We start from the raw sequence: 14,905 nt of genomic DNA on the forward strand, positions 1-14,905 counted from the left end.
CTTGGTATTTGATAGATATTCAATTTTGAGTAGGTATTACTCAGAGTTAAGTGACGATAGCCTAGGAGATACACCTGTACCCATGCCGAACACAGTAGTTAAGCCCTAGAACGCCGGAAGTAGTTGGGGGTTGCCCCCTGTGAGATATGGAAGTCGCTTAGCTCGAGGGAGTTTAGCTTAGTTGTAATTGAGAGGAAATCGAAATTACAATCGGCGGATGAGAGAAACAAAGTTTCTTACCGTTGGATGAGCTAGACTCCGCCCTTTGGGAGTTTAGCTCAGCTGGGAGAGCATCTGCCTTACAAGCAGAGGGTCAGCGGTTCGATCCCGTTAACTCCCATAGGTCCCGTAGTGTAGCGGTTATCACGTCGCCCTGTCACGGCGAAGATCGCGGGTTCGATTCCCGTCGGGACCGTTTAAGATAACGGAAGTTATTTTAGACTCGTTAGCTCAGTTGGTAGAGCAATTGACTTTTAATCAATGGGTCACTGGTTCGAGCCCAGTACGGGTCATATTTGCGGGTTTGGCGGAATTGGCAGACGCACCAGATTTAGGATCTGGCGCTTAACGGCGTGGGGGTTCAAGTCCCTTAACCCGCATAATAGAAAGTAGCCGGCTTAGCTCAGTTGGTAGAGCATCTGATTTGTAATCAGAGGGTCGCGTGTTCAAGTCATGTAGCCGGCATTTTTTTATATAGAATAAGAGGTCGATGCGAACGTAGTTCAGTGGTAGAACACCACCTTGCCAAGGTGGGGGTCGCGGGTTCGAATCCCGTCGTTCGCTTAGAGAGGCCGGGGTGGCGGAACTGGCAGACGCACAGGACTTAAAATCCTGCGATTGGTAACGATCGTACCGGTTCGATTCCGGTCCTCGGCATATAATGATGAGCACCCTTAGCTCAACTGGATAGAGTACCTGACTACGAATCAGGCGGTTAGAGGTTCGACTCCTCTAGGGTGCATTTTTTATTTAACGCGGGAAGTAGCTCAGCTTGGTAGAGTACTTGGTTTGGGACCAAGGTGTCGCAGGTTCGAATCCTGTCTTCCCGATTCATGGCGGTGTAGCTCAGCTGGCTAGAGCGTCCGGTTCATACCCGGGAGGTCGGGGGTTCGATCCCCTTCGCCGCTATATTGATCTTGTTGGACCTTTAGCTCAGCTGGTTAGAGCTCTCGGCTCATAACCGAGTGGTCGTAGGTTCAAGTCCTACAAGGTCCATTGTAAATAATGGAGGATTACCCAAGTCCGGCTGAAGGGAACGGTCTTGAAAACCGTCAGGCGTGTAAAAGCGTGCGTGGGTTCGAATCCCACATCCTCCTTTTTATATTAACGCGGGATGGAGCAGCTCGGTAGCTCGTCGGGCTCATAACCCGAAGGTCGTAGGTTCAAATCCTGCTCCCGCAATTTGGCTCGGTAGCTCAGTTGGTAGAGCAATGGATTGAAGCTCCATGTGTCGGCGGTTCGATTCCGTCTCGCGCCATATTTTATTTTATTAAGCGGGTGTAGTTTAGTGGTAAAACTACAGCCTTCCAAGCTGTTGTCGCGAGTTCGATTCTCGTCACCCGCTTTGAACGAAAGTTCATACCAAGTTTTTAAACTTGGGCGCGTAGCTCAGGTGGTTAGAGCGCACGCCTGATAAGCGTGAGGTCGGTGGTTCGAGTCCACTCGTGCCCATTAATAGGAGAATTACTCAAGAGGCTGAAGAGGACGGTTTGCTAAATCGTTAGGTCGGGTAACCGGCGCGGGGGTTCGAATCCCCCATTCTCCGTACGTTGAGAGCTGCTAGGCTCTTTTTTTTGTATGTAAATCCCCCTTCTATATCATTAAAAGGGGGATTTGTTTATTACCAACTTGTTAGTGATATTTCTCCGCTATTGAGCCAGATAGTATGTTTATCTTCAAGTTCGACTTGAAGTTGACCAGATTCTGAGATTTCTTTTGCAAGACCTTTATTCAATTTTCCATCTAGCTGGAAGGTAACTTCTTTTCCAAGAACGATTGATCTTTCTTTATAGATATAAAGTAGCTCATCTGAATCCGTATTGTAGAAACAATTCCATATTTCGCTGATGAGCTCATTACGACTAATTGGTGCAGGTTGCATAAATAGGCTACCTGCTTTTTCTTTGAGGTTATCTGGGAAGTCTGCTATAGAAAAATTTATACCAAGTCCGATAATGACGTCTGTAACCAAGTCTGTCTCAACTGATGTCATTGCTTCGGTGAGGATACCTGCTATTTTTTTATTTTTTAAGTAGATGTCATTTACCCATTTGATATCTACTTCTATCATAGTGAGATTTTTAATGGCTTTGTAGACTGCAGCAGCTACAAGGAGAGTATAGGAAGGGAGTTTTTCATAGGGAAGATTGGGTTGAATATGCAGGGACATATAGATCCCACCCTGAGATGGAGAATAGTAGGGGCGCTGAAAGCGGCCACGACCTGCTGTTTGACAGGTTGAAAGATAGAGTGTATTTCCTTTGTTTCCAGCTTCAATCCCTTCTTTTGCATCTGTTTGGGTTGATTTGGTCTCAGGTTTGTAGCGAATGGTTAAGTTGGTGTTCTCCTGAATCAAATCAGGCAATATCAGATCGCCTTGAATAAGCTTATAGCCTCTATTTTTGATACTGTCAATTTCTAGGCCTTCTTGTTGAAGACGTTGGATCGCTTTCCATATGGATGTACGGCTTAAATTCAGTTCTTCTCCGATTTTTTCTCCGCTAACATAATCGTTTTCTCTAGCTAATATTTGGTAGACTAGTTGGTGTGATTTCATTGATTTTCCTTTCTAGCTAAGAGGGAGTGAGAGTATTCTTTTCGAGTTTGACTAGGTGTTTTATGAAAAAACTGTTTGTAGGCTTTTGAGAAATGTAGTGGGTCTGAAAAACCTACAGAATATGCAATGACTTTGATCGTTTCATTTGTGTGTTCTAGTAACTGTTGAGCACGGTTCATTCGAACGAAAAGTAAATACTCTTTTGGAGAGAGTTGGTGAAATTCTTTAAACACACTAGTTAAGTAACTTCTATGAACCGATAGCTCTTTTGCTAAATCTTGAATGGTGAGCGATCGTGGATAGTGACTATCAATTAATTGTTTGCAGTCAAGATAGAGCTGGTGAGTTGATGAAATATTCTCTTTTTTCTGATTGGGAGCAATCGTTCCTAGATGAAACATTAGTTCATGGAGTTGTCCCATGATGTGGAGTTGAGCCAATTCATTAGATTTTGTAATCTGAGCAAAGCAGACAATATCTGAGATGAGTTTTGCAGTTGTTTGTGTATGACAGTTATTTGACTGGTTGAGGTAGGATTGGTCAGAAATTTGAGATAGAGCAAAGTAGTCAGGTGCCCTCCCTCCAGTGATCCCCAACCAGTAGTAAGCCCAAGGATCCTGGCTATCTGCTTGATAGAATGTTAATTCATCTGGTTTTAGTAAAAAGAAATCTCCTGCCTTTAAATCAACAATTTTCCCCTTATAATGGAATTGACCTTTTCCTTTAGTAATGTAATGTAGTACATAGGTATCTCGAATAGCTGGACCAAAAGAGTAATTAGGCGTGCATTCTTCATAACCGTAGAAGCTAAGAGAAAGATCAATTGTTCCAGTCTGGTATTCTGAAAAAACGAGCATGGGCCACCTCCTACCTAACATTTTACCATACTTTGTAGACATTTCTCTATTTTAGAAAGCGCTTTTATGTGCTAAAATTTTATCAAGAAATAGATGAGGTACAATTTATGGGAGTTCGAATAGAGAATAATCTATTTTACGTTGAGAGTAAAGGTTTAAGTTTGATTATTGAAAATAGGGATGGATTCTTATTATTAAAACATTTAGGAAAGACTATTAAGAACTATAGAGGGGCTAATAGTGTTTACGAACGCGATCATGCTTTTTCTGGTAATCCCATAGCTACTAATCGAACCTTTAGTTTGGATACGCAACGTCAGATTTTTGGACAACATGGTTTGGGTGACTTTAGAAAACCAACTTTACAGGTTCAACATGATGCAACTGAAGTAACAGACTTTCGATTTGTAGAAGCAAAGATTTTAAAAGGTCAGAATGGTCCACAGGGCTTACCTTCTCCTCACAGCATGGATGCTACAGAGACGCTTGCCTTGATTTTAAAAGATTCTAAGGCTCAACTTAGTCTGACTTTGTATTATACAGCTTTTGATAATGATGCGACAATTGCTAGTTACAGCAAATTGGAAAATAATAGCAATCAGGAAGTTGTCATTTATAAGGACTTTTCTTTTATGGCTGATTTTCCTGCTGCAGCTTACGAAATAGTAACTCTGCAGGGAGCTTATGCTCGTGAAAAGACTGTCCGACGTCAACAGGTAGAGCAAGGAATCTTTTCGATTAGTTCGAACCGTGGAGCTTCTGGGCATGCTCAAACACCTGCTCTTATATTATGTGATCAAGGAGTTACAGAGGATGCTGGGAATGTGTTTGCTATTCAACTGATGTATAGTGGAAACTTCGAAGCTTTTGTCCAAAAGAATCAACTGAATGAAGTTCGGGTGGCTATTGGCATTAATCCAGAAAACTTTTCTTGGAAGTTAGATCCTGAGGAAAATTTTGAAACACCGGTAGCTTTAGTGACCTATTCAGATAAGGGATTAACTGGTATTAGTCATGAAAGTCAGAATTTTGTACTTAAGCACATTATGCCAAGTAAATTTTCTAAAAAAGAGCGTCCAATTCTAATCAATAACTGGGAAGCTACCTACTTTGACTTTCAGAGAGAAAAACTGTTAGAACTAGCTGATGAAGCTAAGAAAGTTGGAATTGAACTTTTTGTATTAGATGATGGGTGGTTTGGTAATCGCTTTGATGATAATCGTGCTTTAGGTGATTGGGTTGTGAATGAGAAAAAACTGGGTGGAAGTCTAGAAAGTCTGATTTCAGCGATCCATGAAAGAGGTTTGCAGTTTGGGCTTTGGTTAGAACCGGAGATGATTTCTGTTGATAGCGACTTGTATCGCAAACATCCTGACTGGGCTATTCAGGTTCCAGGTTATGAGCATACCTATTCTCGAAATCAATTAGTACTTAATCTTGCCAATCCTCAGGTAGTAGAATATTTGAAAAATGTTTTAGATGAACTCCTCTTTCATCATAAAATTGACTACATCAAATGGGATATGAACCGCAATATCACTAATCTGGGGAATGGTTCAGTTTATCTGGAAACCCAGATGCAGTCTCATCAGTACATGATGGGGCTTTACGAACTCGTTTCTTATCTGACAGAGAAGCATAGCCATATTCTCTTTGAGTCCTGCTCAGGTGGTGGTGGACGAAATGATCTTGGTATGATGCGTTATTTCCCACAAGTCTGGGCTAGTGATAATACTGATGCTATTGCACGTTTACCAATCCAATATGGTTCATCCTATCTCTATCCAACCATTTCTATGGGGGCTCATGTGTCAGCAGTGCCAAATCATCAGATGGGACGAACGACACCATTGGAAACTCGTGGTCATGTGGCAATGATGGGAAATCTGGGCTATGAGCTTGATTTGCCAAGTTTATCAGATGAAGAGAAGGCTGAGATTGCTAATCAGGTGAACTTGTATAAAGAATTGCGACCAGTAGTCCAGTTGGGGAATCAGTATAGGTTAATCAATCCCGATGCTGAATCCAATGAAGCAGCTGTGCAATTTAACTATGGAAATCAAACGATTGTGACCTACGTCCGAGTCCTGTCAGTTGTGGAAACAATGGAAACCACCTTGAAACTGAAAGACTTAGAAGTGGAAGGGCTTTATGAGCTGGAAGGGACAAACATTGTTTACTCGGGTGCAGAGCTCATGTATGCAGGTTTAACTGTTACCCTATCACCAGGAGATTTTTTGAGTAGACAGTATAAATTCAAAAGACTATAATAAAAGCGTATAAATTTATCAAGGAGGCATTCCAATGAAATGGTATAAGAAAGCAGGTTTTCTTTTAGTAGCTGGGGCAAGTTTACTAGGCCTAGTGGCTTGTGGTCAGAACAATCAATCAACTGATGGCAAGGTAACGATTGAGTTTTTTAACCAGAAGACCGAGATGGCAGATACCTTGCAAAAGATAGTGGATGATTTTGAAAAGGAACACCCTAATATTGATGTGAAGCTGACTACAGTACCTTCAGCTGGAATTGTTCTAAAGACTCGTATTTTATCAGGAGATGTTCCAGATATTATTAATATCTATCCTCAAAATATGGATTTTCAGGAGTGGGCGAAGGCAGGTTATTTTGCAGATATGACAGGAAAACCCTATCTTGAGAACATCAAGAATGACTATGCTGAAAAGTATGCAATCAATAACAAGATTTATAGTGTGCCATTAACAGCCAACCTTTATGGAATCTATTACAATAAAACGAAGTTTAAAGAATTAGGACTTGAGGAACCGAAGACTTTTAAAGAGTTTCAAGAGATTGTTAAAAAGATAAAAGATAGTGGGAATTCTCCGTTTGCGGTTGCAGGCAATGAAGGCTGGACATTGAATGGTTACCACCAACTTTCTCTCATTACTCTTACAGGTAGTGGAGACGCGGCTAATAACTACCTTCGCTTTTCAAAACCAAACGCAATCTCTGCAGATGATGCTATTTTAAAAGCAGATGCAGAACGACTCGATTTATTAGCAGATAATGCTCAAGATGGTTGGCGTGGTGCCTCTTATAATGATGCGGTGGTAGCATTTTCGAGTGAAAAAGCCTTGATGATGCCACAAGGATCATGGGCATTAGCCGCAATTAATCAACAGGATCCAAAATTTGAGGTGGGGATGTTTGCCTTTCCTGGAGAAGAAGTAGGAAAAGAAGTCACTGTTGGTGCAGGGGATATGGCATTATCAACTTCAGCTACTACCAAACACCCTAAGGAAACCGAAGAATTTATCAGCTATATGACTAGTCCAAAAGCTATGCAGTCATACTATGATATAGATGGATCACCAGTTGCGGTGAAAGGTATACAGGAAAAAGAAGATTCAGCGCTTGCAGCTATTTCTAAACTGGCTTTTACGGACAAACATTATGTTTGGTTGGGCCAACGCTGGAACTCTGAAGAAGACTTTTTTAATCTAAGTGCAGGTTACCTGATGGATAAAAATCTGAAAAATATGGCAAACAATCTCAATGCTTTCTTTAATCCAATGAAGGCAGATTTGGACTAGAATAGGAGTTAAGATGATATGGCTATTCGAAAATTTTTAAATAAATACTGGGGTTGGACATTTTTGCTCATCCCGCTTGCTTTACAAGCTATCTTCTTTTACTTTCCAATGGTACAAGGTGCTTTCTATAGTTTGACTAACTGGACTGGATTGACCTATAATTATAAATTTGTTGGTTTAAATAACTACAAATTACTGATGATTGATGGGAAATTCTTCACAGCCATATCCTTTACTTTGATTTTAACTCTGGCATTGATTATTGGAGAGATTACGATTGGGATGGTTGTGGCACGAGCCTTAAATTCTAAGATGAAGGGGCGGACCTTCTTTAGAGCTTGGTTCTTTTTCCCGGCTGTTTTATCTGGTTTGACAGTTTCCTTGATTTTTAAACAATTCTTCAACTATGGGCTTCCAACGATTGGAAAAATTTTAGGAATTAGTTTTTTACAAGAGAGTCTATTAGGGACACCTGTCGGAGCGGTAGTGGCAACTATTTTTGTTCTTCTATGGCAAGGAGTAGCTATGCCAATCATTCTCTTTCTTGCTGGTCTTCAGAGTATTCCAACTGATATTTTAGAGGCAGCATCAATTGATGGTGCAACCAGTAAACAAACTTTTTGGAAGATTGAATTGCCCTATTTACTGCCAACGATCTCAATGGTTTTTATCTTGGCTCTTAAGTCTGGTTTGACAGCCTTTGACCAAATTTTTGCGTTGACGAGTGGTGGTCCAAATAATGCTACAACGTCTCTTGGACTTTTAGTCTACAACTATGCTTTCAAGAGTAATCAATATGGATATGCGAATGCAATTGCCTTGATTTTATTCTTAATTATTGGAATTGTTTCTCTGATCCAAATCAAGCTATCAAAGAAATTTGAAATCTAATAGAGGAGTCCTACACATGAAAAAAGAAGAAAAATTGAATCAGTTTTGGAAATACGTCCTCTTGATAGTCGGTGGTATTCTTATACTTGTTCCTTTGTTGGTAACAGTATTTAGTTCTTTCAAGACAACTAAGGATATCATGAATCATTTCTTTAGTTTGCCCAATCCTTTTACGTTGAGTAATTATGAACGATTGATTTCGGATGGAATTGGAGGCTATTTCTGGAATTCAGCAGTTATTACGGTGTTATCATTGATTGTAGTGGCTTTCTTTATACCAGCTGCAGCTTATTCCATTGCTCGAAATATGTCCAAGAAAAAAGCCTTTGCAATTATGTATTCGCTCTTGATCTTAGGGATATTTGTTCCATTTCAGGTGATTATGATTCCCATCACAGTTATGATGAGTAAACTCGGTCTAGCGAATATGTGGGGGCTAGTAATACTCTACTTAACTTATGCTATTCCACAGACTCTCTTCTTGTATGTTGGTTATATTAAAATCAGTATACCAGATAGTTTAGATGAAGCTGCAGAAATTGATGGGGCTGATCGTTTTACAACTTATCGTCGAATCATTTTTCCAATGTTGAAGCCCATGCATGCGACAACTTTGATTATCAATGCCCTCTGGTTCTGGAATGACTTTATGTTGCCACTTTTGATTCTGAATAAGGATTCCAAGATGTGGACTTTGCCTCTCTTCCAATACAACTATCAAGGTCAGTACTTCAATGACTATGGCCCAAGCTTTGCATCTTATATTGTGGGAATTGTAACGATAACCATTGTCTACCTCATCTTCCAAAAACATATCATTTCAGGAATGAGCAACGGGGCAGTGAAGTAAGAAAGTGCTTAGGGAATCTATAATTCCATACATAGACGAACGGTTCAGCTTATTGATAATTCAAGAGAAAAATAAAGTAGTACTTAGTTTGTCACAGTCTATATTAGTACGAGTTCAATGTGAACAAAAATCTAAAAATATCTTTCATTTACGAAGCCAGGTCATATAAGACTTGGCTTTCATCAGAAAAAGGAGAACATCTATGACCATTCAAAATAAAACTATGTTGATTACTTATTCAGATAGTCTTGGAAATAACCTTAAAGACTTATATGAGAATTTGGAAGAACATTTTGGCGATGCTATTGGGGGAGTTCACCTTCTACCATTTTTCCCATCAACAGGTGATCGTGGATTTGCGCCAGTTGACTATGATGAAGTGGATTCAGCGTTTGGTGATTGGGAGGATGTTAAGCGTTTAGGTGAGAAATATTATCTTATGTTTGACTTTATGATTAACCATATTTCTCGTCAATCTAAATATTATAAGGACTATCAAGAAAAACATGAAGCTAGTGAATTTAAAGATCTCTTTTTAAACTGGGACAAGTTTTGGCCGGAAAACCGTCCGACACAAGCTGATGTAGATTTAATTTACAAGCGTAAGGATCGTGCACCAAAGCAAGAGATCGTTTTTGCAGACGGTTCAGTAGAACATTTGTGGAATACCTTTGGTGAGGAGCAGATTGATCTTGATGTGACCAAAGAAGTAACGATGAGCTTCATCCGTAAGACGATTCAACATCTAGCAAGTAACGGGTGTGATTTGATTCGCCTAGATGCTTTTGCTTATGCGGTGAAGAAATTGGATACCAATGATTTCTTTGTGGAACCAGATATTTGGGACTTATTGGATAAGGTCCGGGATATAGGAGCTGAATACGGTGCAGAGCTCTTACCTGAGATTCATGAACACTATTCGATTCAGTTTAAAATAGCGGATCATGATTACTATGTTTACGATTTTGCCCTTCCAATGGTGACCCTTTATACTCTTTACAGTTCCAGAACAGAGCGCTTAGCTAAGTGGTTAAAGATGAGCCCGATGAAGCAATTTACGACACTAGATACCCATGATGGGATTGGAGTGGTAGATGTCAAGGATATCCTGACCGATGAGGAAATTGACTATGCTTCAAATGAGCTCTATAAGGTTGGAGCGAATGTCAAACGTAAGTACTCTAGTGCAGAGTATAACAATCTAGATATCTACCAAATCAATTCAACCTACTATTCTGCACTTGGAGATGATGATGTCAAGTACTTCCTCGCTCGTTTGATTCAAGCTTTTGCGCCAGGCATTCCTCAGGTTTACTATGTGGGTCTATTAGCAGGAAAAAATGACTTGAAATTATTAGAAGAAACCAAAGAAGGTCGAAATATTAATCGTCATTACTATAGCAATGAGGAAATAGCAGAAGAAGTTCAACGTCCTGTGGTGAAGGCCCTTCTCAATCTATTTTCTTTCCGTAATCGGTCAGAGGCCTTTGATCTAGAAGGAACTATAGAGGTGGAAACACCAACAGCTCACAGCATTGTAATCAAACGTCAAAATAAAGACAAGTCCGTAACAGCAGTAGCAGAAATTGATTTACAAAGTCAGACCTATCAAGTAGTGGAAAACGGCAGAAAAATTCAGTTCTAGTGCTATATTAATGAAAGAGTTTTTTTGTTGTGAAAACGTGTTCATTGTTCCCAAATGACGGAAAAAATGGTAGAATATAAAGATAGTTTAGCATTTATCTTCTGGAGAAATCCAGAACAGAAAGGATCCGTTTTGAAATCAATTGGATTACTGGATAAGATAAGAGGGCTTTCGAAAAAAGATTTCTTTTTGTATTTGATGATCATAAGTATCTTTTTACCTTTTTATTTGTTCTTAGCCCTCTTTGCTTTATATTTGATAGGTTTACTTGTTACTGGGGAGATGAAGGGAATTATCAAAGGATTAGCCAAACATCCTGTACTTCTCTTTTTTATTGCCTACAGTAGTATCATCTCTATCGTCGCTAAGAACTGGCTTGGATTGGTTGCATCTTTACTGATGTTTCTCTTCCTCATTTTCTTTAGTTTCTACCAGAAACGTCTGACACATGCTTTCTTTCGACTGATACTGCAGACAATCTTGTTTGGTAGTGTGCTCTCTGCGGCTTTTGCTACTTTGGAGCATTTCCAAATTGTAAAGAAATTTAACTATGCCTTTCTTTCGCCCAATATGCAGGTATGGCATCAGAATCGGGCAGAAGTGACCTTTTTTAATCCTAATTACTATGGAATTATTTGTTGTTTCTGTATCATGATTGCCTTCTATCTCTTTACAACGACCAAGTTGAATTGGTTGAAGGTATTCTGTGTGATTGCAGGCTTTGTTAATCTCTTTGGATTGAACTTTACTCAAAATCGAACTGCCTTTCCTGCTATTATCGCTGGAGCCATCATTTATCTCTTTACAACCATTAAAAACTGGAAGGCCTTTTGGCTTAGTATCGGGGTCTTTGCGATTGGCTTGAGTTTCCTTTTTTCTAGTGATTTGGGAGTTCGGATGGGGACTTTAGATTCCTCTATGGAAGAACGCATTTCTATCTGGGATGCTGGGATGGCCTTGTTTAAGCAAAATCCTTTTTGGGGGGAGGGGCCATTGACCTATATGCACTCTTATCCTCGGATAAATGCTCCTTATCATGAACATGCTCACAGCCTTTATATTGATACGATTCTGAGTTACGGAATTGTGGGAACCATTTTATTAGCTTTGTCTTCTGTTGCTCCTGTTCGTTTGATGATGGATATGAGTCAGGAGTCGGGGAAACGTCCAATTATCGGTCTTTATCTATCTTTCCTTACAGTGGTTGCTGTGCATGGAATCTTTGACTTGGCCCTTTTCTGGATTCAGTCAGGTTTCATTTTCTTGTTAGTTATGTGCAGTATTCCATTGGAGCGTCGAACCTTGGTATCAGACATGACGGATTAAGTTTATAAGATTGAAATCTTCTACCTTGAGTAGGAGATTTTTTACTGAGAAAAATTAGTTCTAAATCGAAATAGTTGACAATTGGAATAATAAGTATTATAATGTTTTTTATTCGTATCGATATAGAAATAAATTGGAGGTTTCATGAAATATTGTCATTTGGTAGCCCATCATATTCGTTTGTTGAATGGGCGGCTTTTTCAAAAGTTACTGAGACAAGACCCTGACTCTCTTTATCGGAGTGAGCAGGGAAAGATTTTAGCGGTTTTATGGAATAGTAAGACGGGCTGTGCAACTGCGACAGATATTGCGCTTGCGACTGGGCTTGCTAATAATACGTTGACGACTATGATAAAAAAGTTAGAGGAGCAAAATCTTATAACTGTCAGTCCGTGTGGAGAAGATAAGCGTAAGAAGTATTTAGTTTTAACAGAGTTGGGCAAGTCCCAGAAAGAAGTTGGGCAACGTGTCAGTCAGAGATTGGATACTATCTGTTACAAAGGATTTTCAGAGGAAGAAATTCGTCAGTTTGAAGGTTTTCAAGAAAGAATTTTGGCTAATCTGAAAGAGCAGGAAAATGAGGTTTAGAATGGGGTAAATTAGTTATTAAAAGTTTGGTAACTTGACAAACCGAGGAAAATTTTAAATTGAGGACAAAGAATGATTGAATACAAAAATGTAGCGCTACGCTACACAGAAAAAGATGTTTTGAGAGATGTCAATTTACGGATTGAGAATGGGGAGTTCATGGTTTTAGTTGGTCCATCTGGATCTGGTAAGACAACCATGATCAAGATGATTAACCGTCTTTTGGAACCAACTGATGGAAATATTTATATGGATGGCAAGCGCATCAAAGACTATGATGAGCGGGAACTTCGTCTTTCTACTGGTTATGTTTTACAGGCCATTGCTCTTTTTCCCAATCTAACGGTTGCGGAAAATATTGCCCTCATTCCTGAGATGAAGGGCTGGAGCAAGGAAGAAATTGCTCAGAAAACAGAAGAGCTTTTGGCTAAAGTTGGTTTACCAGTGGCTGAGTATGGACATCGACTTCCTAGTGAACTATCTGGCGGAGAACAGCAACGGGTTGGTATTGTTCGTGCTATGATTGGTCAGCCTAAGATTTTGCTTATGGATGAACCTTTTTCAGCCTTGGATGCCATTTCGAGAAAACAGTTGCAGGTTTTGACGAAAGAATTGCATAAAGAGTTTGGGATGACAACGATTTTTGTGACCCATGATACGGATGAAGCTTTGAAATTAGGTGACCGTATTGCTGTCTTGCAGGACGGAGAGATTCGTCAGGTGGCGAACCCTGAGACCATTTTAAAAGCTCCTGCAACGGACTTTGTAGCAGACTTGTTTGGAGGTAGTGTTCATGACTAATTTGATATCAACTTTTCAGGATCGTTTTGGTGATTGGGTAACAGCTCTATCTCAACATTTGCAGTTGTCACTTTTAACCTTGTTACTAGCTATTTTTATCGCGATTCCTTTGGCTGTTTATCTTCGTTATCATGAAAAGATGGCGGACTGGGTCTTGCAGATTGCAGGAATTTTCCAGACTATCCCGTCTCTGGCCTTGTTGGGACTCTTTATTCCCTTGATGGGAATTGGGACCTTGCCTGCTTTGACAGCACTAGTGATTTATGCGATTTTCCCAATTTTGCAAAATACCATCACTGGGCTAAAGGGAATTGATCCAAGTCTACAAGAGGCTGGGATTGCCTTTGGGATGACTAGATGGGAGCGTCTCAAGAAGTTTGAAATTCCACTTGCCATGCCTGTCATTATGTCTGGGATTCGGACGGCAGCGGTCTTGATCATTGGTACGGCGACCTTGGCTGCCTTGATTGGTGCAGGGGGACTGGGTTCCTTTATCCTTTTGGGAATTGACCGCAATAATACCAGTCTGATTTTGATTGGGGCCCTTTCTTCTGCAGTGCTGGCTATTGCCTTTAACTTCCTGCTAAAAGTGATGGAAAAAGCAAAATTGCGGACGATTTTCTCTGGTTTTGCCTTGGTGACCATATTGCTTGGTCTGTCTTATAGTCCAGCCCTCTTGGCTCAAAAAGAGAAAGAAAACTTGGTGATTGCTGGGAAATTGGGTCCAGAACCAGAAATTTTGGCCAATATGTATAAGCTGCTGATTGAAGAAAATACCAGTATGACTGCGACTGTTAAACCGAATTTTGGGAAAACAAGTTTCCTCTATGAAGCTCTGAAAAAAGGGGATATTGATATCTATCCTGAATTTACTGGTACGGTGACTGAAAGTTTGCTTCAGCCATCACCCAAGGTAGGTCATGAGCCAGATCAGGTTTATCAGGTGGCGCGTGATGGCATTGCCAAACAGGATCATCTGGCCTATCTAAAACCTATGTCTTATCAAAATACCTACGCTGTAGCTGTTCCGAAAAAAATTGCTCAAGAATATGGCTTGAAGACCATTTCGGACTTGAAAAAAGTGGAAGGGCAGCTGAAGGCCGGTTTTACTCTCGAGTTTAATGATCGTGAGGATGGAAATAAGGGCTTGCAATCAATGTATGGTCTCAATCTCAACGTAGCGACCATGGAGCCAGCTCTTCGCTATCAGGCAATTCAGTCAGGCGATATTCAAATCACAGATGCCTATTCGACAGATGCAGAATTGGCGCGTTATGATTTGCAGATCTTGGAAGATGACAAGCAACTCTTCCCACCTTATCAAGGGGCCCCACTCATGAAAGAAGCTCTTCTCAAGAAACATCCTGAGTTGGAGCCAGTTCTCAATAAACTAGCAGGTAAAATCACGGAAAGCCAGATGAGCCAGCTCAACTACCAAGTCGGTGTTGAAGGCAAGTCAGCAGAACAAGTAGCCAAAGAATTTCTACAAGAACAAGGCTTGTTGAAGAAATGATGGGGCAGAGACTTTAAACATACTGAACTCAACTCCCTTAAACAACTAGATAAAAGAATGCTCAGACAATGTCGTCTGGGCTTTTTTGATATTAGAGTTACTG

General features: G+C 40.3%; 11 protein-coding genes, 17 tRNA genes and 1 rRNA gene. 27 read left to right on the forward strand and 2 right to left on the reverse strand.

The window, feature by feature from the left end:
- Nucleotides 1-46 precede the first annotated feature (46 nt).
- The 18 genes from rrf (at nucleotide 47) to B7717_RS02245 (ending at nucleotide 1,765) form a co-directional block, all read left to right on the forward strand.
- Nucleotides 47-162, forward strand: a 5S ribosomal RNA gene (gene rrf / locus B7717_RS02160).
- A 105-nt stretch (nucleotides 163-267) separates the two neighbouring features.
- Nucleotides 268-340 (forward strand) — tRNA-Val (locus tag B7717_RS02165).
- Nucleotides 341-342: 2 nt separating this feature from the next.
- A tRNA-Asp gene (locus B7717_RS02170) sits at nucleotides 343-415 on the forward strand.
- 24 nt (nucleotides 416-439) lie between these two features.
- A tRNA-Lys gene (locus tag B7717_RS02175) sits at nucleotides 440-512 on the forward strand.
- Nucleotides 513-517: 5 nt separating this feature from the next.
- A tRNA-Leu gene (locus tag B7717_RS02180) sits at nucleotides 518-599 on the forward strand.
- Nucleotides 600-611: 12 nt separating this feature from the next.
- A tRNA-Thr gene (locus B7717_RS02185) sits at nucleotides 612-684 on the forward strand.
- A 27-nt stretch (nucleotides 685-711) separates the two neighbouring features.
- Nucleotides 712-783: transfer RNA gene (locus B7717_RS02190), tRNA-Gly, on the forward strand.
- A gap of 7 nt (nucleotides 784-790) precedes the next feature.
- A tRNA-Leu gene (locus tag B7717_RS02195) sits at nucleotides 791-876 on the forward strand.
- An 11-nt stretch (nucleotides 877-887) separates the two neighbouring features.
- Nucleotides 888-961 (forward strand) — tRNA-Arg (locus B7717_RS02200).
- Nucleotides 962-975: 14 nt separating this feature from the next.
- Nucleotides 976-1,049: transfer RNA gene (locus B7717_RS02205), tRNA-Pro, on the forward strand.
- 5 nt (nucleotides 1,050-1,054) lie between these two features.
- Nucleotides 1,055-1,128: transfer RNA gene (locus B7717_RS02210), tRNA-Met, on the forward strand.
- A gap of 13 nt (nucleotides 1,129-1,141) precedes the next feature.
- Nucleotides 1,142-1,215 (forward strand) — tRNA-Ile (locus B7717_RS02215).
- Between the two features lie 11 nt (nucleotides 1,216-1,226).
- Nucleotides 1,227-1,316: transfer RNA gene (locus B7717_RS02220), tRNA-Ser, on the forward strand.
- Between the two features lie 11 nt (nucleotides 1,317-1,327).
- A tRNA-Met gene (locus B7717_RS02225) sits at nucleotides 1,328-1,401 on the forward strand.
- A 3-nt stretch (nucleotides 1,402-1,404) separates the two neighbouring features.
- Nucleotides 1,405-1,477, forward strand: a tRNA-Phe gene (locus tag B7717_RS02230).
- Between the two features lie 16 nt (nucleotides 1,478-1,493).
- A tRNA-Gly gene (locus B7717_RS02235) sits at nucleotides 1,494-1,564 on the forward strand.
- Between the two features lie 33 nt (nucleotides 1,565-1,597).
- Nucleotides 1,598-1,671 (forward strand) — tRNA-Ile (locus tag B7717_RS02240).
- A gap of 6 nt (nucleotides 1,672-1,677) precedes the next feature.
- A tRNA-Ser gene (locus B7717_RS02245) sits at nucleotides 1,678-1,765 on the forward strand.
- A 75-nt stretch (nucleotides 1,766-1,840) separates the two neighbouring features.
- Here the strand turns inward: B7717_RS02245 and birA are convergent.
- Both birA and B7717_RS02255 read right to left on the reverse strand, forming a co-directional pair.
- Nucleotides 1,841-2,776 (reverse strand): bifunctional biotin--[acetyl-CoA-carboxylase] ligase/biotin operon repressor BirA, encoded by a 936-nt coding sequence (birA, locus tag B7717_RS02250; RefSeq protein WP_084944097.1) that lies wholly within the window; start codon nucleotides 2,774-2,776, stop codon nucleotides 1,841-1,843.
- Nucleotides 2,773-3,633 carry an AraC family transcriptional regulator gene (locus tag B7717_RS02255; RefSeq protein WP_084944098.1) on the reverse strand — a complete coding sequence of 287 codons (861 nt, stop codon included), beginning with the start codon at nucleotides 3,631-3,633 and terminating at the stop codon, nucleotides 2,773-2,775. The genes birA and B7717_RS02255 overlap by 4 nt, the downstream gene beginning before the upstream one ends.
- Before the next feature lie 107 nt (nucleotides 3,634-3,740).
- Between B7717_RS02255 and B7717_RS02260 the strand changes: the two genes are divergently transcribed.
- From B7717_RS02260 to B7717_RS02300, 9 genes are all read left to right on the forward strand, one after another.
- The gene (locus B7717_RS02260) at nucleotides 3,741-5,903 is read left to right on the forward strand and encodes an alpha-galactosidase (protein WP_084944099.1); all 2,163 of its coding nucleotides are present in this window, start codon (nucleotides 3,741-3,743) and stop codon (nucleotides 5,901-5,903) included.
- A 34-nt stretch (nucleotides 5,904-5,937) separates the two neighbouring features.
- Nucleotides 5,938-7,188 carry an extracellular solute-binding protein gene (locus B7717_RS02265; RefSeq protein WP_084944100.1) on the forward strand — a complete coding sequence of 417 codons (1,251 nt, stop codon included), beginning with the start codon at nucleotides 5,938-5,940 and terminating at the stop codon, nucleotides 7,186-7,188.
- Nucleotides 7,189-7,206: 18 nt separating this feature from the next.
- Nucleotides 7,207-8,079, forward strand: a complete 873-nt coding sequence (locus B7717_RS02270; RefSeq protein WP_001007695.1) for a carbohydrate ABC transporter permease — start codon at nucleotides 7,207-7,209, stop codon at nucleotides 8,077-8,079.
- A 16-nt stretch (nucleotides 8,080-8,095) separates the two neighbouring features.
- Nucleotides 8,096-8,929 carry a carbohydrate ABC transporter permease gene (locus tag B7717_RS02275; RefSeq protein ID WP_000711267.1) on the forward strand — a complete coding sequence of 278 codons (834 nt, stop codon included), beginning with the start codon at nucleotides 8,096-8,098 and terminating at the stop codon, nucleotides 8,927-8,929.
- Nucleotides 8,930-9,131: 202 nt separating this feature from the next.
- Nucleotides 9,132-10,574 carry a sucrose phosphorylase gene (gene gtfA, locus B7717_RS02280; protein ID WP_084944101.1) on the forward strand — a complete coding sequence of 481 codons (1,443 nt, stop codon included), beginning with the start codon at nucleotides 9,132-9,134 and terminating at the stop codon, nucleotides 10,572-10,574.
- Nucleotides 10,575-10,706: 132 nt separating this feature from the next.
- The gene (locus tag B7717_RS02285; protein ID WP_008289123.1) at nucleotides 10,707-11,900 is read left to right on the forward strand and encodes an O-antigen ligase family protein; all 1,194 of its coding nucleotides are present in this window, start codon (nucleotides 10,707-10,709) and stop codon (nucleotides 11,898-11,900) included.
- Between the two features lie 144 nt (nucleotides 11,901-12,044).
- Entirely contained in the window at nucleotides 12,045-12,488 is a 444-nt protein-coding gene (locus tag B7717_RS02290; protein ID WP_000872571.1) for a MarR family winged helix-turn-helix transcriptional regulator, read from the forward strand.
- A 72-nt stretch (nucleotides 12,489-12,560) separates the two neighbouring features.
- Entirely contained in the window at nucleotides 12,561-13,289 is a 729-nt protein-coding gene (locus B7717_RS02295) for an ATP-binding cassette domain-containing protein (protein ID WP_000575225.1), read from the forward strand.
- Nucleotides 13,282-14,802 (forward strand): ABC transporter permease/substrate-binding protein, encoded by a 1,521-nt coding sequence (locus B7717_RS02300; protein WP_049489594.1) that lies wholly within the window; start codon nucleotides 13,282-13,284, stop codon nucleotides 14,800-14,802. Before B7717_RS02295 ends, B7717_RS02300 begins: the two co-directional genes overlap by 8 nt.
- The last annotated feature ends 103 nt before the right edge of the window (nucleotides 14,803-14,905 follow it).

The sequence above is a fragment of the Streptococcus oralis subsp. oralis genome, from assembly GCF_002096495.1.
Classification (GTDB): domain Bacteria; phylum Bacillota; class Bacilli; order Lactobacillales; family Streptococcaceae; genus Streptococcus; species Streptococcus oralis_CU.

What these genes read in the sequence shown, in the direction of transcription:
- birA (WP_084944097.1), bottom strand. Translation starts at nt 2,776, where the DNA reads ATGAAATCACACCAACTAGTCTACCAAATATTAGCTAGAGAAAACGAT.
- B7717_RS02255 (WP_084944098.1), bottom strand. Translation starts at nt 3,633, where the DNA reads ATGCTCGTTTTTTCAGAATACCAGACTGGAACAATTGATCTTTCTCTT.
- B7717_RS02260 (WP_084944099.1), top strand. Translation starts at nt 3,741, where the DNA reads ATGGGAGTTCGAATAGAGAATAATCTATTTTACGTTGAGAGTAAAGGT.
- B7717_RS02265 (WP_084944100.1), top strand. Translation starts at nt 5,938, where the DNA reads ATGAAATGGTATAAGAAAGCAGGTTTTCTTTTAGTAGCTGGGGCAAGT.
- B7717_RS02270 (WP_001007695.1), top strand. Translation starts at nt 7,207, where the DNA reads ATGGCTATTCGAAAATTTTTAAATAAATACTGGGGTTGGACATTTTTG.
- B7717_RS02275 (WP_000711267.1), top strand. Translation starts at nt 8,096, where the DNA reads ATGAAAAAAGAAGAAAAATTGAATCAGTTTTGGAAATACGTCCTCTTG.
- gtfA (WP_084944101.1), top strand. Translation starts at nt 9,132, where the DNA reads ATGACCATTCAAAATAAAACTATGTTGATTACTTATTCAGATAGTCTT.
- B7717_RS02290 (WP_000872571.1), top strand. Translation starts at nt 12,045, where the DNA reads ATGAAATATTGTCATTTGGTAGCCCATCATATTCGTTTGTTGAATGGG.
- B7717_RS02295 (WP_000575225.1), top strand. Translation starts at nt 12,561, where the DNA reads ATGATTGAATACAAAAATGTAGCGCTACGCTACACAGAAAAAGATGTT.
- B7717_RS02300 (WP_049489594.1), top strand. Translation starts at nt 13,282, where the DNA reads ATGACTAATTTGATATCAACTTTTCAGGATCGTTTTGGTGATTGGGTA.